The sequence below is a fragment of the Moritella sp. genome, from assembly GCF_013215705.1.
Taxonomy (GTDB): Bacteria; Pseudomonadota; Gammaproteobacteria; order Enterobacterales; family Moritellaceae; genus Moritella.
The window spans coordinates 124829-142395 of the sequence record NZ_JABSQR010000011.1 but is presented as its reverse complement, the minus strand read 5'-3'; the positions used below and the strand labels follow the sequence as shown (position 1 = coordinate 142395).

Here is a 17567-nt window from a genome sequence, read left to right as displayed (position 1 = left end):
CACTTAACCCTCATCCCTTTCGTCAAATTCAGTGAAATCGATCCCTCGTTCAGCTGCAAATGCTCGCATTGCCCGTAGACTTGTCGCAGTCTCTGATAAGTGTCCAGCAACTGAGCGTAACAAGCTTGTCGCTACCATCGCGTCATTTTCGATCACAGCCAGTAACTCAGTAGCACCAATACGTAGAAATACACTGTCTTCTATCGAAATTAAGTCTAATAGACGTGGCTCGTTATTGATGAGGGCCAAATCTCCGATCAACCGCCCAGGTAGAATTTCTGATACCAAGTGTTTCTCGCCTTCACTTTCTGGCCAATATAACCCTGATAAACCCTTAACACACAGATAGGATGCATCTGCTTCTTGACCTGCTTTGAAAATCACGGTTCCCGCTTTTACTTTGTGCCATTGGGCACTAAATGCGAGTAGGCGTTGTTGTTTTCGATCAAGCCCTGCAAATAATTCTGTCTGTGCGACCACGCGTAATTTACGGTTCAGATCCTGACGCGCATCTTCATCTTGAAGTTCATCTTGACGTGCAATACCATCAATGCGCCCATCCACAATATCGACAAACAAATCATAACTTTCTGGATTGGGGAAGTGGTTTTCAATGAAAATCTGGGTGGTGTCAGGCATCAATTCACTAATACGTTCGCGCGTCAACGCACGAGCCTCACCGTCGTGACTAGCTAATGCATTTCGAAGGATCAGAATATCAGGCTTCTTGATCCCGGCACGGCTGAATGCTAAACGTTCCCTGAACACTGCGGGAAGATTTTCTCCCCCTTGGGTGGTCGCAACATCATATAGGGATTGCGCGACCAGTCGCCTTAGACCATGCTCCGTCAGGACATCAACAATCGTATCTTCAATCAACTTCTCACGGGCACCAGCCAAACTTGAAATACGGCCAAAAATCGCATTGCCAAGCACCGACATAACAGGAAAATATTGTTGTGGATCAATTGGCTTAAACAAGCCATCTAACTTTACAACCATCTCCGCGGCACTTTTCATCCTAATTTGCACAATCCGCGCTTTGAACTCATCAGTGAAAGAGGGTCCAATCTGTTCGGCAGAAAACGCAAAGGGTACCGTCAACATCAATGCAAAATCTTCGTGCGACAAACCACTTTGACCAACTAAGCGTCTTTTTGCTACGATCACTCTAAGCCGATGATAAAGATCTTCATTTATATTCAAACGGCGAAATAACGGATGATCAGTACCATCTATTCCAAATGTTTCGGTCAGTCCTTCGATTAGATTGGCAGACATGTGTGCAAGGTAATCGGCAATCCCTTCATCCTCCAACATCTGTACGAAATTGTCTTCTTGTGACAGGGTGACTTGTGTCAGCATTTTTGTAGGCACAGCATAAAGTAGGTTGCTACCCAAGGGTGATACAGGGTTGAATTTCTCAGGGTGAAAGGCATGCACAATATCATCCACACCCGCTGTTGCTAAGCGTTTGGCTATTTCGGGACGCAATTGTACAATCGCTGCTATCAGTTCTTGCTGAGTGTCTGGATCAAGGCGTGATCGTAACCCCCTGCGCACCATCATGTCGTCGGTACCCATGGCTTCAACCAACTGGAACCACCAGTCTTTGATCTCATCATAGGATTTAAATCCAGCCATTTGGGGCGCAACCCAGTCAGATTCAAATGGATCAACACTGTTACCTGCGCGCGCGGACTCTTGTTGCCAATCGGCCACATCAACCGAAATATTCTCGCGTAAGATAGGCGCATAATTAAATGGCATTAACAGGTTTTCACCGAGTGTCCCTTGAAAAATATGAGGTTTGGAGCTGGCATATCCGATGCGATTGGCGATCACTGTTTGATGCAAATCATTCATCTCATACCCTGCTATCTGCACTGTTCCTCTTTGTGGAATCACCTCACGTGTTAATAAATCAGCAAACGCAAGTGCCGTAGCCTCATTATTTGTCTTGATTGCAACGCGTGCGCCTTTGGGAATGGTTAAGCTAATATCTTCCAGTACCGAATGTCCGTCTTCATCGGATACCGTCACACGCTTCAGTTCGATATCGCCATTAAGGCTGGTCACCGTATCAGGCTCGCCATCAAATAACTCGTCTCTTACCAGTGTATTTGGCGCGAAACGTTCGATCACCACTTCCCAGCGCAGCGCCATATCTTGGGTTTGGTTGTAATAAGTCAACAGCTCTTTCCAAGGCGAAGACAGGTCTTTGTAGGCTGCGAGCGCGGCAACCAAGGCACCAACTGTGATCTCTCCTTTGATCGCTAAATAGCCACCAACAGAATAGAAAAAGAACGGTGTTAATTGGTTGATGAAGTTGTTCAGGAACTTCATAAAAAATTTCTTTTGATAAATCTGAAAACGAATGCCGAACAGGTTACCCAAACGATTAGAAAACAGTGACAGTCTGTGACGCATCCCGCCGTTCATACGAATATCGCTGACACCTGCTGCTGTTTCGCCAATATCAGCTGCTAATTTGCGAATTTCTTGTATTCTTGCTTTATTCAACACATTAATCTGGCGCTGTAATTTGGGGATGATCCATGCCTGCAACGGAATAAGTGCGATGGACGCAACCCCAAACCAGAAGCTCTGGGCAAATAGAAACGTCAGAATTGTCAACATCTGCCCAGCCTGAAACACCGGCTGTGACAGCATATCGCCCATAAATCCACCCATAGGTTCTGCTTCAGACGTCACCATCGAAACCAATTCACCTTGGCTGGTAGTGCGGAAATACGAACGTGGAAATCTCAATATTCGGGTGACCAGTTGAAAACGAAATCGACGTAATAATCGTTCCGACAACACACCTTTCATGGTGTTTAGGCGCATTTTCAACAGCCCATTGGCTAATACCGCGAATAGAAAAGCAATACAAAGCACCATCAAAAATTCGGTCTGACTTAATGTCATGCCCAGCAATGACACATCTTCACCCGTTCCGCCAATAGCATCGTTGATAATGCGCTTAGGTAACTCTAGCGAAACGTACAGAATGGGGAAAGTCAGGAGTGTGATAGCTGTTAGAACCAACTGATTTTTTTTAGAATATTTCCAGATATACTGAAAAATGCTCTTTTCCATTATGAGTATTCCTCTGCTGGCTGAGTTGTAAAAAAATCGTAACTTTAATGGTTTATATACACCAATTCAATCAAAATTTTCACACTGTTTAATATCAACGCACACGATTAATGAATGCGATGTATTGCTGGTCGAATAACCAATGTTAGCCCAAGTATAGGCACTTGTACGCGAGTGGAAATGACAGTGTTGCTTATTAAACAAGATATTTAGACTAGCCTTAGCGCCTAAAATTATGTTCAATAGCGAAGAAACGGAACCAGTATTGGAACAGAAGAACTTATTGAATATGTATATACCACATCTAACAGCACTTACTGGTACTGGGCTAAGGCCTTCAACGGCGCGTTAGCAATCTACAACCCCAAAAAGCCAATACCATATTAATGGTATTGGCTTTTGCTATTAGAACGTGTTTTATCGAGGGTGTTATTACTTCACTGCGTCTTCTAATATTTGACGAGAAACGTCTAGGGTAATCGCTTGGTTTTCACCTAGCGCAACCATGCCGTGAGTTTCAAGTTGTTTGATGATGGTATCGATAGCAGAAGCTTTATCATCGCCGTGTTCAGTTAATTGTGTTGGTAGTTGTACGCTATGGTAGAAGGTTTCTATTTCTACAATCGTACGCTCAGCGAGATCCGAAGACGCTGCTAAGCCAAATACATTTTTACCTAGTTGTTCCAATTTAGCGCGTTTTGCTTCAATTTGATTACGCAGTAAAGATGGTTGGATGATAGATAACGAACGCGCATGATCAACATTGTATAAGGCGGTTAATTCATGACCAATCATGTGCGTTGCCCAGTCATGCGTTACGCCAGAACCAATTAAACCATTTAGTGCTTGGTTTGCTGTCCACATCAGGTTAGAGCGCCATTCGTTGTTATCACGATCACCGTATTGCTCAGCTAATTTTAGTAAGTTTTTAAGTAATGTTTCAGCATAACCGTCTTGAACCATCGCACCCGTTGGTTGTGTTAGATATTGCTCACAAACGTGTACCCATGCATCGACAATACCATTCACTAATTGACGCTCTGGTAATGTTTTCATTGAATCTGGATCAAGTACAGCAAACTTAGGTTGCACAGCCGGAGACATAAATGGCAGTTTAGTTTGCGTTGATTTTTGAGTAATAACGGAAGCTGAATTTGATTCAGACCCTGTTGCTGGCAATGTCAGAATTGCGCCAAGCGGGATCGCATCCGTTACTTGGTGTTTGCCAATCAAAATATCCCAACCATTACCGTCGTACTTAGCTGCTGCTGCTACGTATTTTGCACCATCAATGACCGAACCACCACCCACAGCAAGAATGTAATCAATTGCTTGTTCTTTGGCGATAACAACGGCCTTGTCTAGGGTTTCTACTGTTGGGTTTGCTTCAACACCGGGAAATTCTGTCCATGTGTGCTCTTTCAGTGCGTCAGAAACTTGGTCATAAACGCCATTTTTCTTAATAGACCCACCACCGTAAATCACAAGTACTTTTTTATCTTTTGGGATAGACGTTGCGATAGTCTCAATTTGACCTTGGCCAAAATGGATTTGAGTTGGGTTAACATAAGAGAATTTCATTGTATGTCCTTTTATTTTTATTTTTATTTGTTCAATAAGTGCATATTACTATTTTAAATTAGATTAAAAAAGGCGGTTTCCTCCATTTTTATTGCCTATTACTCTAATGTTGCGTATTTTAACATATAGGTGATGACTTGATATTTTAAGGGCTACTATGAATTCTCTTGGCAATTTGATGCAAATATATGCGGATAAATATGATCTTAATGATTTGGAAGGCATGAAAGAAACCGCTATTCCTGGGGTGTGGTTTTATCGCAGTAGCCAAGGCAATCAGCGTCAGCCTTTTGTGTACCAGTCGGGAATAATCGTCATGGGGCAGGGACGCAAGCATATACACATAGGTAATCAGCCGGTGCATTATGGGCCTGAAGACTATCTGGTGGTTGGTGTGCCAATGCCATTGGAGTGCGAAGCGTTACCTGAGAATGGCGTGCCATTGTTAGGCTTAACCATTAATGTGGATCCAACGTTGTTACACCGTTTGGTGAATGAATTGGAAGCAGCATCTTTTGAGCATGCACCGAGAAGTAAACAAGAAACATGCGGATTAAGCTCAGTCAAAATGGCAACACCTATGCTAGACAGTTGTAAGCGCTTAATGGTGGCATTACATTCTGACCTAGATACTAAAATGTTGGGTGAGTCATTGGTAATGGAAATCGTATATCGAGCACTTGTAGGATCAGAGGGGCATGTATTGTTTGATTTAGCCCATCACGATGGGCAATACGCAAGGGTGGCGAAAGTCCTGACTAAAATGCACCAAAATTATTCAGAAGGACTCACGGTTCAACATCTGGCCGAAGAAGCCAACATGAGTGTCTCTGCATTTCATTTAGCATTTCGCAAAGTGACTTTAGAATCACCACTGCAATATTTAAAGAAAGTGCGTTTAAATAAAGCCAAAGAGCTGATCCAACGAGAGGGTTTAAGAGTGAGTGATGCCGCAAGATTAGTGGGGTATTCCAGTTCTTCGCAGTTCAGCCGTGAGTTTAAGCGTCATTTTAATATGACACCAAAAGGCAGCACTCATTAATGTGGTAATTACTTGTCTTAAATAGAGACCAGTAATTGCTTGATCAACTTAAAATTTAGCATAGTGCACTAAACTGCAACTATATGTTTACAGATAGCAGAAATTTTTTTAATAAATAACTTTGACTTTTATTTTAGATTCTATAGAGTGTGCCTCAGCAAGAAAGCCTTTTGTTTACATTCTCCATTTCGTTGTTTTATTAATAATACCTCGCTCTGTAGTTTTTAAGTTCCAGTTTTTTGTACGCTATTCAAGCCTATTAAGGCAAATCAAATTAAAATACAGGTATTATTATGTCTAAAGTTCAAGGTACGGTTAAGTGGTTTAACGAAGCTAAAGGTTTTGGTTTCATCGAGCAAGAAAATGGCCCAGATGTATTCGCACATTTCAGCGCAATCGCTAGCGAAGGTTTCAAAACTTTAGCTGAAGGCCAAAAAGTAGAATTCACTGTAGGCGAAGGTCAAAAAGGCCCGAATGCAGAAAACATCGTAGCTATCTAGTTTGCTATGTATTCAGTTCTGATATGAGCTGAACAAATATTAAAGAATGGTGAACCTTTGCGGGTTTGCCATTTTTTTTGCCTGTTCAATCACAACATGCTTATTAAATGAATAGATTCTGCTCAAATTCTAACAAACGTTTTTAATGACAATCCACCACCGTAGCGACTCGTTCACCAAAAAAATATGCCATTAAGACCGCGTTGAATACGGTTATCAACCTATCCTAATCTGATTCTACTCACTTTTTTTGTTTTATTTTATCGCTGCAGTAGACTTTATTCATCACAATACACTTACACTCCCTATACTAAGAATGATGCTGTCACACATTATTAAGCGTAGTCGGAATAGGCGCTGTAATATAAGGATGTATTATGCTCAATCCAAGAGAAGTGAAGACCGTTGCCGATGCCAAACATATTATAGTACAACGTGGTTTAAGCCATATCAAAGTAGGTTTGTTTGATATTGACGGTATTATGCGTGGTAAGTATATGAGTAAAAATAAATTTTTCTCTTCTCTTGATCGTGGTTTTTCATTTTGTGATGTGGTTTTAGGCTGGGATGCAAAAGATCAGCTCTACGATAATATTGAATACACAGGATGGCATACTGGTTATCCCGATGCTCCCGTGCGTATTTTACCTGAGACTTGTCGCAATTTGCCTGCCGAAGGCGATATGTTGTTATTTATTGCCGAGTTCTGCGATCAAGCCGAAGCGATTTGTCCTCGTGGTACGTTACGGCGGGTATTAGAGCGTGCCGATCGTATGGGCTTTGATGTCACCGCTGCTTTTGAATATGAATTCTTCATGTTTAAAGAAACGCCAGAATCAGTACGAGAAAAAGGCTATAAAAATCTAACGCCACTGACCCCAGATTATTTTGGCTACTCCATGATCCGTAATTCAGTGCATGCCGATCTACATCATCAAATCATGGCCCTAGGTGAAGAGATGGACTTTCCACTAGAGAGCCTGCATACCGAAACTGGCCCTGGGGTATTAGAAGCGGCTATTGCTTATGATGGCGCGCAAGACGCAGCAGATAAAGCGGCACTATTCAAAACCTTCATTAAAGTCTGGGCACAACGTAATAACCTAATGGCTACCTTCATGGCGAAATGGTCAAGTGATTGGCCGGGGCAAAGTGGTCACATGCATATTTCGTTAAAAGACAAAAATGGCAGGGCGCTGTTCCACGACCCGAATAATGATTACAACATGAGTGATACTCAACGTCACTTCCTGGCTGGCCAGCAAAAATACATGCCGGAATTCTTATCGATGATCGCACCGACGGTGAACAGTTATAGCCGTATGGTGCCGGGATTGTGGGCACCGCTTGATGCTACTTGGGGTGTCGAAAACCGGACCACTGCACTGCGGGTTATTCCGGGATCTGCGACATCTCAGCGTATTGAATATCGTCTAGGTTCTGCGGATGCCAATCCTTATCTCGCACTTGCTGCTGCATTAGCGTCAGGTCTGATGGGCATAGAGCTGAAACTAGAACCACATGCGCAAGTGAAAGGTAATGCCTATGAGCAAGACCACCCCGAAGCGCTATCGCTACCACGAACCCTGTTTGATGCTGCGCGTAAATTAAAACGTTCCGAAGCGGCCAAAGAACTATTTGGCCAAGCGTTTGTTGCACATTATGCCGCTACCCGCGAGTGGGAAGATCGTGAATTTAGAAAACAGGTGACTGATTGGGAATTAGAACGTTATTTTGAGATCATCTAGGGAGCACATCGATAATGACGAGCAACAGGCAGCAGCAAACTTATTCACCCATCGATAACTCTGTTTACGTTGAGCGTGCTCTCGCCAGTAGTGAAGAGGTTAATGATACTTTACAAAAGGCGGTTGTAGCTCAAGCTAATTGGCATCATGTCGCGCTGCAAGAACGTGCTGTGATCTGCCATAAAATGGTCGATGCTTTCGTTGCCAATGAAGATGAAATTGCGGACGAATTATGCTGGATGATGGGGCGTCCGATTCAATATGCACGCGGTGAAGTCGCGGGTTTAGCAGAACGCGCTCGTTATATGATTGACGCTGCGGATGACGCTCTAGCACGAATTAAACTGCCAGATAAAACCGGTTTTCTGCGTTACATTAAACGCGAAGCATTAGGAACTGTCTTTGTTATTGCGCCGTGGAATTATCCTTATCTCACGTCGATTAATGCCATCATACCTGCCATCATGGCGGGGAATAGCGTGGTATTAAAGCCTTCCGCACAGACGCCATTATGTGCTGAGCAATTATTCAATGCCTTTCAAAAAGCCGGTTTACCGGCTGGCGTATTCCAATATTTACATCTTAGTCATGCTGATACCGAAGCGGCGATCAAGGATAGCCGCATTGATTATGTGGCTTTTACTGGCTCGGTCGCTGGTGGATCCATGGTTGAAAGCGCCAGTTGCGGGCGTTTTATTGGTGTTGGTTTAGAGCTCGGAGGGAAAGATCCGGCTTATGTCCGTGCCGATGCCGATATCGAACATGCGGTCGCAACTTGCATTGATGGTGCATTCTTCAATTCTGGACAGTCTTGCTGTGGCATCGAGCGTATCTATGTAGATAGCCGCGTGTTTGACGAATTTGTCCGCAAGTCTGTCGATCTAGTTAAAGGTTATCAGCTTGGACGACCTGATGATGTCTGCACTACATTAGGTCCGATGGTAAAAGCGTCAGCGGCTGACTTTGTGCGTTCACAAATACAAGATGCAATTTCTAAAGGAGCTATTGCGCATATAAAGTCAGTTGATTTTCCGCTGGATGAAGTCGGCACACCTTATCTGGCTCCGCAACTATTAACCAATGTGGATCACCAAATGCGGGTCATGACCGAAGAGAGCTTTGGACCTGTCGTTGGTATTATGAAAGTCGACAGTGATGAAGAAGCCATATCACTAATGAATGATTCTGAGTTTGGTCTCTCTGCATCGGTATTTACTCAAGATATCGACTCTGCTATCGCGATTGGTGAGCAATTAGATACAGGGACTTTCTTTGTTAATCGTTGTGACTACCTCGATCCTGCGTTGGCGTGGACGGGGGTGAAGAACTCGGGACGGGGCTGTACTTTATCAACATTAGGTTATGAGTCGTTAACGCGTCCAAAATCATTCCACATTAAAATTTTACAATAGTGTTCACACCCGCTTTAAAAATAGGTTTTGGCAAGGTTTCACTGTAAAGGAGAAGTCATGGAACTTAATCAATTTACTGCTAATTGGCATTATCCCACTGCTATCCGCGCAGGTATTGGCCGCATTCAAGAGCTACCCATCACTTGTCAAGAATTGGGCATGGCATCGCCGTTATTAATTACCGATCCGGGGCTAGTTGACCTACCTATGGTGCAAGCTGCGTTAGCCAACTGCCAACAAGCCGGTTTAAAGTGTGGTCTTTTTTCACAGATTAAGGGGAATCCAACTGGTGAGAACGTCACCGAAGGGGTGCATGCATACAGGCGTGGTAAACATGACGGTATCATTGCATTTGGTGGCGGGTCTGCACTTGATGCCGCTAAAGCTGTGGCCTTGATGGTAGGTCAAGATCGTCCTCTCTGGGATTTTGAAGATGTGGGTGATAACTGGTTAAACGTGCGTACTGAAGGTATGGCTGCTGTGGTCGCAGTACCAACCACATCCGGCACAGGTTCAGAAGTCGGGCGTGCTTCGGTGATCACGGATAGTAAACATCACATTAAACGCATTATTTTTCATCCGAATATGTTGCCCGCTATTGTGATTTTAGATCCACAGCTGAGCGTCGGCTTACCTGCTAAGTTAACCGCTGCAACGGGTATGGATGCACTATCCCACGCCTTAGAAGCGTATTGTACGAATGGTTATCATCCTATGGCGGAAGGCATTGCGTTAGAGGCTATTCGTCTGATTAAAGCATATCTACCACGTGCAGTAGAAGAGGGGAGCGATCTTGAAGCGAGGGCGCAAATGATGACTGCGTCGACGATGGGCTCAACTGCTTTCCAACGTGGTCTTGGTGGTATGCACGCGCTCGCTCATCCTATCGGTGCACTTTACGATAGTCATCATGGTTTATTGAACGCTATCTTAATGCCATATGTATTAAAGGCCAACCGCAGTGCCATTGAGGCCAAACTAACGCGCTTAAGCCGTTACCTGGAGTTGGAGGATACGGACTTTGATAGCTTTTTAGACTGGGTATTAACGTTGCGTAAACAACTTGATATTCCCCATTCTCTGGGTGAGATAGGTATTGATGCTGAGCGTGTCACTGAAATCGGCATCATGGCAGAGCAGGACCCATCGGCAGGCGGTAATCCTATTAAATTTGATGCGCAGCAATACGCTGATATTTACTTGTCAGCGATACATGGCGATCTGTAAATATCTGCAATAATAGAGACAAGATTATGAAACTCGGTATCTTACAATGTGACGATGTACGCAGTAGTTTGCAGCCTGATTTTGGTAATTATGCGTCTATGTTTGAGGCGCTATTCCAGCAAGTAGATAAAGCATTAGAACTTCGTTTTTATTTGGTGATAAATGGTCAGTTTCCACAACATATTGATGAATGTGACGCTTACATTTGCAGTGGTAGTAAATGGGGGGCTAATGATGACGACCTTTGGGTCCGACAACTGGAAGATTTTATTCGTGCGCTTTATACGGCTCGTAAAGGTTTAGTCGGTATTTGTTTTGGTCATCAACTCATCGCTAAAGCACTGGGCGGGGAAGTTGAAAAAAGCCCACTGGGATGGGGAGTCGGTATTGCTCATGCTAATGTGCTAGCTGAGCCTAGCTGGATGCAGCCGAAGCAAGCTAATATCGCGCTGGTTGTTTGCCACCAAGACCAAGTCTGTAAATTACCCCATAGTGCAACCGTATTGATGAGCAATGATTTTTGTCCGTACAGTATGTTCCAAGTGGACTCTCACTTTCTTGGTTTGCAAGGACATCCAGAGTTTACAGCGCTATATTCCGAAGCACTGATGGAGCAGCGTCGCGATATTATCCCTGCTGATACAATCGAGTTGGCGGTGACGTCACTCAGCTATCAAGCAGATGATAAGCTGATCACCAAGTGGATCTTAGCATTTTTAAGGCAGACTATGGTTACGAGGCTCTTGGTGCGAACATAATAATAGCCATGCCAACAAGCGCGACTGAAGCGCCAATCATATCCCACATGGTAGGTTTAATACCATCTACGCCCCAGAGCCAGAGCATGGCGACGAAAATGTAGACACCACCATATGCGGCATAAACACGACCTGCAGCGTCTGGGTGCAGTGATAGTAACCATGCAAACAGTGCAAGACTTGCAGCAGCAGGGATTAGCAGTAATATACTCTTATCTTGTTTAAGCCAAAGATAAGGTAAATAACAGCCAATGATTTCAGCAATAGCCGTGACGAAAAAAAGTGCGATTGTTTTTAATTCAAACATGGTATCCGTTTATTTCTAAGTAAAGTGAAATACCTCAGTTAGAGGCAATAATTGTGAGCTAACGCCTGCACAGCGTGGCGCTTGTTTTGCGGGTTTTATGCAAAAGGACAGGTTTAAAAATCCGTTGCTGCTACTTGTTAGCTTTGCTCCATTTTGAGATAAACCCAGCAAACTCTGTAGACGAATAAGATCCACCTTGCTCTAAACCGCCCGTATTTTGATCCCCTACGACTTTACCTTCTGAATCGATAATAACGAAATATGGATAACCTTTTGGTTCTGGGAGATAACTTAGAAACTCTTGATTACTATTTTCTTCACTAACATTTAGCTTCATTACAACAAATGTATCTTCCAAATTCTTTTTAATTGACTCATTTTTCTTGATGAAAGAGCCTAAACGATGACACCAGCTACACCAATCTCCACCGAGGACTATTAAGATTAGTTTATTGTCTGGAGCTGCATCCTGCTGGGCAAGTTTAAAATCTGAAAATGGATTTCTTTGGGGATCATAATTCTGATTATATGGCTTACCATTGAAGGCAAAAGCATCCAAACTTACTATCAAGCTTAAAGCTATAATTAAATTTTTCATTTACTTCCCTAAGTTCAGTTATGTTCGATAAAGCTAACGCCCTTGTCACTGGCTAAATTGTAGCGAAGACTTTTGGCATATAATTGCGAAGCAATGGCAAAAGGTGTTGCAGAAATTTAGTCCTGTGCACGAGCTTGCTAAGTGCCATTAGCCCAGTCTAGAAAAATGGTAATCATTTGTTCTAACATCATAGGTCCACTAGCACCTTTAAATTTATTATCTTCTACTTTACATATTACCCAGTTACTATCTGAATTGTAGCCAATTTCAGTTTGGTTAAATGGGATGTTTTCTAGAGATGTACCTTCTAGATCTATTTCAATATTCCAGCCCGGGTTATCTAGAGTATCGATTTTAATACCGAAAGAATGTTCCCAACTGTCGTCACATTGAGATAAGTACCACTCTTGAAGATTTGTAAAATTACTCATAGTTTTCCTAGCCCGCGTTTTTCAGTGGGCGACTTGATGCGATTGTTAGCTGCTTGGCTTAAACAGAGAATAGTATCTCACCTGTACTCTACTTTGAGTAGCAGCCTGCCATGCACAAGAACTCGAGCATAAACGCCTTCACGGAGTACGCCTTTATTGGCTATAGATACGTGATACCCCGGAAAAGATGTGAAGTAGTCTAACTCAAATTTGTGCCCATCAATTTCGATCAAATCACCGGGTGCATGGCCATGCTGGGGCTGCTGCCTTAAAACAAGAACTATCCCCTCAAAGGTTTCATAATTACCATTTGAATATTGCATATAAGCATGCAAATGCTCAACAATTTTAAAGCCCACCAAAAGAAAGCAGCCTATTCCCGCGCAAACACCCCATAACAGCAAAAAAATACGATGCTTCAGCTTCTTGAACTTCCAAGCCACAAAAAAAATGACGAATCCTATAACCCCGAATAAAGCTAAAGATGAAACTACATCATCAAAGTTCGTAACTGTGATCTCATATGCAATATTAATTTTCAACCCCTCTTAAAGCAGCTAATGCTTATATTTACGGCGGTTTTGTAGCGAGGCTCGAGCGGGAAAACTGTCCAAGCCACGTAGCGGCTGAGGCAACATGTATTTGTTATAACTCAACTGTCACCTCAAAGATATGGCTGAAATTCTTATAGCCAGTACGTTCAAATTCTAAAATCCATTCAGATTGGATAATTGCAGAAAGCTTCCCTGATTCAGTTTTACCAAAGGAAATTTTTGTAACATCCACGGGGCTATGTGCAGCAAAGAAATAAACCGAGCCATCGATGTAACCATTTTCAGGATTTGTAGGAAATAAGAACTCCCTACCTTCTAACTCTGAATAGGCGCTAGGTATTTTGATGCCATCAAGCCTAATGCTAGTTTTTACAGACTCATAGTCATCATCTATTTTCAGTTCAAACGGCGCTAGTTCAATTTCAAGCGAAACATCGCCGCTTGGCCCTTTCATTTTTGCCTTGGTAGCTGAAATTAGTTCAATCGGGAAATCTTCCATAATCTACCTTAGGTTATAACGCCCCAATAATGGGCAAAAACCAACTGTTATTTGTCCTGATTAATTGGCTTGTTATATGGCACTTGATATACGAAACCACTTTGCTAACTCTTTAACTTTACTACTATTTAGAGCTAATTGTAATTCGTGTTTTCTTAGTGATTGTAAAATAGATACCAAATTTTGGGGGTGTTCTGTTGTTTGTGCAACACTTGCTAGTTGAAGAGCTAAACTGCAACATGATTCAAATGTGTAACCATCTGCTTGATCTCTTGCCAATTCAAGTGCTGGCAAAATGGAGTCAAAAGCATCAACACTATCTATTTTCGCAACAGCATCATCTCGCCATATTAGTTTGGAACCTTTGCTAACCAGCTTTTAATAAATGAAATAGTAGACTCTATGTCGTACTCACAATCTTCTTCATCTGCGAAGAAGCACTGTGTAAGTTGATACTCTATTTCGTCTATATCCTTGATTAACTTATATGGCATTGATTCTAGTGCCTGACCATTTAACTCAATACAATCTTTCAAGGCATTAAGATTTAACTCACCAAGTGTAAATTTAGTGAGACATTCTTAAATTCTTTTTTTATACTCTCGTTTGACATATTTAAACCGTTCCGACTGATTGCTTTTGTTAGTGCTTTATTCAACAACAACACTATTAATCTCATGTTCTGATTCAAACACTGATTTCATATACGTGAAACATTCGTCTTTTAAGGACATTTTTTCACGACCAAGAAGCTTCTCTTTTAATGAGCGAACTTTATCAACCTGAAATATGTACTCTATCTCTGCAGAAGGATTATCCCCTTCTTCAAAGTACGTAGTAGAACCGAGAAGATATTTTCTTCCATTCCAGTCGATATAGCTATACCAACCCGAATCTTCTGCATCAGGGGCTTCAATTTCTACAGAGTCAGAGACTTTATCCTTTAGCCATACTAGTAAGGATTGCCCGAATATGGGGTTTATTGGATTCTCATCTTCTTTAGATAGATCAAACATCGATGTTTTTAATGAAATGGTAAATTTCATCGACTCTCCCTGAGCACTAACGCTTTGCTAATTTGCGCGTCAGGCGTCAAATTGAGCAACTTGTTATACGCTGACATTGGTTTGTAGTCCCTTGCTTTTAGCAAAGATAAGAAATTCAAACAAAGACTCATTATCAAATGCTTTTGCGGCAAAATCTAGCTTGAACGGCTTACCTGATGATGGGATAAAACTAAGCCTGGAGGCCACTTGATCTTGGATAGCTCCGTGCCCACCGGAAAGCTTCTCTGCCATGCTGGCGCTTTGACCAATATTAATTTCGCGTATCGTATTTAAAGGAACCTCTATATCGAGAGATTTCCACCCAGTCTTGCCTTTGACTCTTAAAGTACTATTGCTAATTGACAGGTGATAAGAGGAAAGTGATTTTGTTAGCCAATTAATATATAGATAGCCTAAAAAGACTAAAAGAGCACCACCAATCACCCAACCTATTTGCCTTGCCAATACTTCTTCGATGCTAAGTACATTTGAAAGGAGATACATTATTACCAAGACAAAGATCATTCCATAAAACACAACACAAAAAAGCGCAAGAGGAAGCCAGCCTACAAAGGACTTTAAGATTTCCTTCTTGCTATTAATTCTTACTTCCACAACATCTCCGATCGCGTATACAGCTTATTATACGGAATTCGTATAACGCGAATTCCTATTTAACTTAAATAATATCAAATTTATTATACTTAACAAATAGATAAGTGGTAATTACTGATTCTTAATCAAAAAACGAGAGACAAAAACAAGAATTTTATTTATACGGACCCATATAAGCAGACGAACAATCAATATACTCGTTATACTTCAGATGATTATAAATTTGATTACGGGAAAATAAAGCCTATTTTTCCGTATAAACAGACCCTTCTGGAATGACTGTATGAACAAACATGATCTAGATGTCATTGTTTCCGATGTTAAAAAATGTACCTTGTGTGAACCTGACCTTCCACTGGGCGCTAGACCTGTATTGCAAGTCGATGATAAAGCCAAAATATTAATAGCAGGGCAGGCGCCTGGTATTCGCGTGCATGAATCGGGTATCCCGTTTACCGATCCCAGTGGTGATCGTTTACGTCAATGGATGGGTATTGATAAAGGCACATTTTATGATGCGACTAAAATAGCTATTTTACCGATGGGCTTTTGTTATCCGGGAAAAGGTAAGTCAGGCGACCTGCCACCAAGACCCGAATGCGCTCGAACATGGAGAGCTGAAATATTAGCTGCAATGCCGAATATTGAGTTGATATTGGTTATCGGTATTTATGCGCAGAAATGGCATATGGGTGACGTAAAGCAGAAAAACTTGACTGAAACAGTGAAAAACTGGCGAGACTATTGGCAAAAAAATTGGCCAGAACGTTTACCTCTGCCGCATCCTAGCCCACGTAACAATATTTGGTTGAAGAAAAATCCTTGGTTCGAACTAGATGTACTCCCGCATCTACAAGCACGGGTGGCACAGTTGGTTAGCGAATAGTAAACGTATTAGATAAATAGATTTTGTTCTAATTCTAATAGGCGTTTCTTTAATGACAAACCACCACCGTAGCCAACAAGTTCACCTTGGCTTCCGATAATACGATGGCAAGGAATGATAATCGCTAATCCATTCGCACCATTCGCATTGCCAACCGCCCTGACTGCATTTTTATTGCCAATGGATAATGCCAAATCTAAATATGTCGCCGTTTCACCGTACTTTATCCCTTCTAGTGCGTGCCATATCGACTTCTGAAAATCAGTGCCGACCAATAACAGCGGAATATCAAACACACTGCGTTCACCAAGGAAATACTCTTCTAGTTGGACTTTTGTTTGCTCTAAAACGTCGTCATTTTGTTCGACAAAGGTAGCATTAAGGCCTCGCTGAATACGGTTATCAACCGACTCTCTCATTTTCCGATAACGAAAATCACACAAACACAGTTTGCCTTCATACGAGCCAAGTACAAATTCGGCATAAGGGTGTTTAAAGTATTGAATGTTGATATTCGTCATCACGTATCCTTGTTTTGAGTTGGTCATAACATAGCTTTGAAAGCTTAAATTGCACACCTATCTTAGCATTATATATCTAGATTATTAGTGAGTTAAGGTGAAAACTCGATGTGACACTTGCAAACTATCAGTTGATAATGATTATCATTCGTAATATATTATTTGTATTCGCCTTTACTATGTTTGAGCGTCTTATATTTAGAATCTAATCTTTTACCACACTTAATTACTGGAGTTTCTTTAATATGATTAACCGAAAAATTCTTGCTGTCGTAGCATTAATGGCATGTAGTACCGCACTGCAAGCCGCTGAACATACTGTCAAACTACTCACTTCATCTGCTAATGGCATGATGGTTATGGAACCTGGCTATCTTAAAATCGCGTCAGGCGACAGCGTGAAATTTGTGCCTTCGGATGCAAGCCATAATGCGAGTGCTTATTCAGTTCCAGCCGGAGCTGCAAAGTTTAATACGCCAATGGGTAAAACAGAAACCGTTAATTTTAAAAATGAAGGTGTCTATATTTATAATTGTACTCCTCATTTGGCGCTTGGGATGGTTGGGGTTATTCAAGTTGGTTCAGCTGTTAATATCGAACAAACGACTACCGCAGTAGCTCAGCTATCAACAAAAATTGTGATGAATAAAGAGCGTTTAGCTAGTTATATTGCGCAGATCAAATAACCAAGGTATTTAATCAGGCGTTAACGGGGGAGAGGTAACGTTACTTTGCCCCCG

At 42.0% G+C, this 17567-nt stretch carries 18 protein-coding genes; 8 read left to right on the top strand and 10 right to left on the bottom strand.

Annotated features, from left to right (window positions below):
- Window positions 1–3: 3 nt before the first annotated feature.
- Complete coding sequence (locus tag HRT96_RS09370) at window positions 4–3102, bottom strand: ABC transporter transmembrane domain-containing protein (RefSeq protein WP_293155404.1); 3099 nt, start codon at window positions 3100–3102, stop codon at window positions 4–6.
- 432 nt (window positions 3103–3534) lie between these two features.
- A complete protein-coding gene (locus HRT96_RS09365) occupies window positions 3535–4683 on the bottom strand; it encodes an iron-containing alcohol dehydrogenase (protein WP_293155401.1) in 1149 nt (382 codons plus the stop codon).
- Between the two features lie 157 nt (window positions 4684–4840).
- Here HRT96_RS09365 and HRT96_RS09360 point away from each other — a divergent pair, with 157 nt between their 5' ends.
- The 6 genes from HRT96_RS09360 (at window position 4841) to HRT96_RS09335 (ending at window position 11370) form a co-directional block, all read left to right on the top strand.
- Window positions 4841–5725 carry an AraC family transcriptional regulator gene (locus HRT96_RS09360; RefSeq protein WP_293155398.1) on the top strand — a complete coding sequence of 295 codons (885 nt, stop codon included), beginning with the start codon at window positions 4841–4843 and terminating at the stop codon, window positions 5723–5725.
- A gap of 293 nt (window positions 5726–6018) precedes the next feature.
- Window positions 6019–6225 (top strand): cold-shock protein, encoded by a 207-nt coding sequence (locus HRT96_RS09355; protein WP_293155395.1) that lies wholly within the window; start codon window positions 6019–6021, stop codon window positions 6223–6225.
- Window positions 6226–6602: 377 nt separating this feature from the next.
- Window positions 6603–7973, top strand: coding sequence for a glutamine synthetase (locus tag HRT96_RS09350; RefSeq protein ID WP_293155392.1), 1371 nt, complete (start codon window positions 6603–6605; stop codon window positions 7971–7973).
- 14 nt (window positions 7974–7987) lie between these two features.
- Window positions 7988–9385: an aldehyde dehydrogenase family protein gene (locus HRT96_RS09345; protein WP_293155389.1), complete on the top strand. Its 1398-nt coding sequence runs from the start codon at window positions 7988–7990 to the stop codon at window positions 9383–9385.
- Between the two features lie 57 nt (window positions 9386–9442).
- Window positions 9443–10612, top strand: a complete 1170-nt coding sequence (locus HRT96_RS09340) for an iron-containing alcohol dehydrogenase (protein ID WP_293155386.1) — start codon at window positions 9443–9445, stop codon at window positions 10610–10612.
- 26 nt (window positions 10613–10638) lie between these two features.
- On the top strand, window positions 10639–11370 hold the full coding sequence (locus HRT96_RS09335; protein WP_293155383.1) for a GMP synthase: 732 nt from the start codon (window positions 10639–10641) through the stop codon (window positions 11368–11370).
- Here the strand turns inward: HRT96_RS09335 and HRT96_RS09330 are convergent.
- The 7 genes from HRT96_RS09330 to HRT96_RS09300 form a co-directional block, all read right to left on the bottom strand.
- A complete protein-coding gene (locus HRT96_RS09330; RefSeq protein ID WP_293155380.1) occupies window positions 11345–11677 on the bottom strand; it encodes a YnfA family protein in 333 nt (110 codons plus the stop codon). The two genes, HRT96_RS09335 and HRT96_RS09330, sit on opposite strands and share 26 nt — an antisense overlap.
- A gap of 130 nt (window positions 11678–11807) precedes the next feature.
- A complete protein-coding gene (locus tag HRT96_RS09325) occupies window positions 11808–12275 on the bottom strand; it encodes a thioredoxin family protein (protein WP_293155377.1) in 468 nt (155 codons plus the stop codon).
- A gap of 137 nt (window positions 12276–12412) precedes the next feature.
- Complete coding sequence (locus HRT96_RS09320) at window positions 12413–12706, bottom strand: immunity 53 family protein (RefSeq protein ID WP_293155375.1); 294 nt, start codon at window positions 12704–12706, stop codon at window positions 12413–12415.
- A 77-nt stretch (window positions 12707–12783) separates the two neighbouring features.
- Entirely contained in the window at window positions 12784–13248 is a 465-nt protein-coding gene (locus HRT96_RS09315; protein WP_293155372.1) for a hypothetical protein, read from the bottom strand.
- 103 nt (window positions 13249–13351) lie between these two features.
- Window positions 13352–13759, bottom strand: coding sequence for a hypothetical protein (locus HRT96_RS09310; protein ID WP_293155369.1), 408 nt, complete (start codon window positions 13757–13759; stop codon window positions 13352–13354).
- A 650-nt stretch (window positions 13760–14409) separates the two neighbouring features.
- The gene (locus HRT96_RS09305; protein ID WP_293155366.1) at window positions 14410–14805 is read right to left on the bottom strand and encodes a hypothetical protein; all 396 of its coding nucleotides are present in this window, start codon (window positions 14803–14805) and stop codon (window positions 14410–14412) included.
- A 63-nt stretch (window positions 14806–14868) separates the two neighbouring features.
- Window positions 14869–15420: a hypothetical protein gene (locus tag HRT96_RS09300; protein ID WP_293155363.1), complete on the bottom strand. Its 552-nt coding sequence runs from the start codon at window positions 15418–15420 to the stop codon at window positions 14869–14871.
- A gap of 283 nt (window positions 15421–15703) precedes the next feature.
- Between HRT96_RS09300 and HRT96_RS09295 the strand changes: the two genes are divergently transcribed.
- On the top strand, window positions 15704–16306 hold the full coding sequence (locus HRT96_RS09295) for a uracil-DNA glycosylase family protein (RefSeq protein ID WP_293155360.1): 603 nt from the start codon (window positions 15704–15706) through the stop codon (window positions 16304–16306).
- Window positions 16307–16314: 8 nt separating this feature from the next.
- On the opposite strand, the gene HRT96_RS09290 is transcribed toward HRT96_RS09295, so the two are convergent.
- Window positions 16315–16827: a methylated-DNA--[protein]-cysteine S-methyltransferase gene (locus tag HRT96_RS09290; RefSeq protein WP_293155357.1), complete on the bottom strand. Its 513-nt coding sequence runs from the start codon at window positions 16825–16827 to the stop codon at window positions 16315–16317.
- A gap of 245 nt (window positions 16828–17072) precedes the next feature.
- Here HRT96_RS09290 and HRT96_RS09285 point away from each other — a divergent pair, with 245 nt between their 5' ends.
- Window positions 17073–17513, top strand: a complete 441-nt coding sequence (locus tag HRT96_RS09285) for a pseudoazurin (protein ID WP_293155354.1) — start codon at window positions 17073–17075, stop codon at window positions 17511–17513.
- The last annotated feature ends 54 nt before the right edge of the window (window positions 17514–17567 follow it).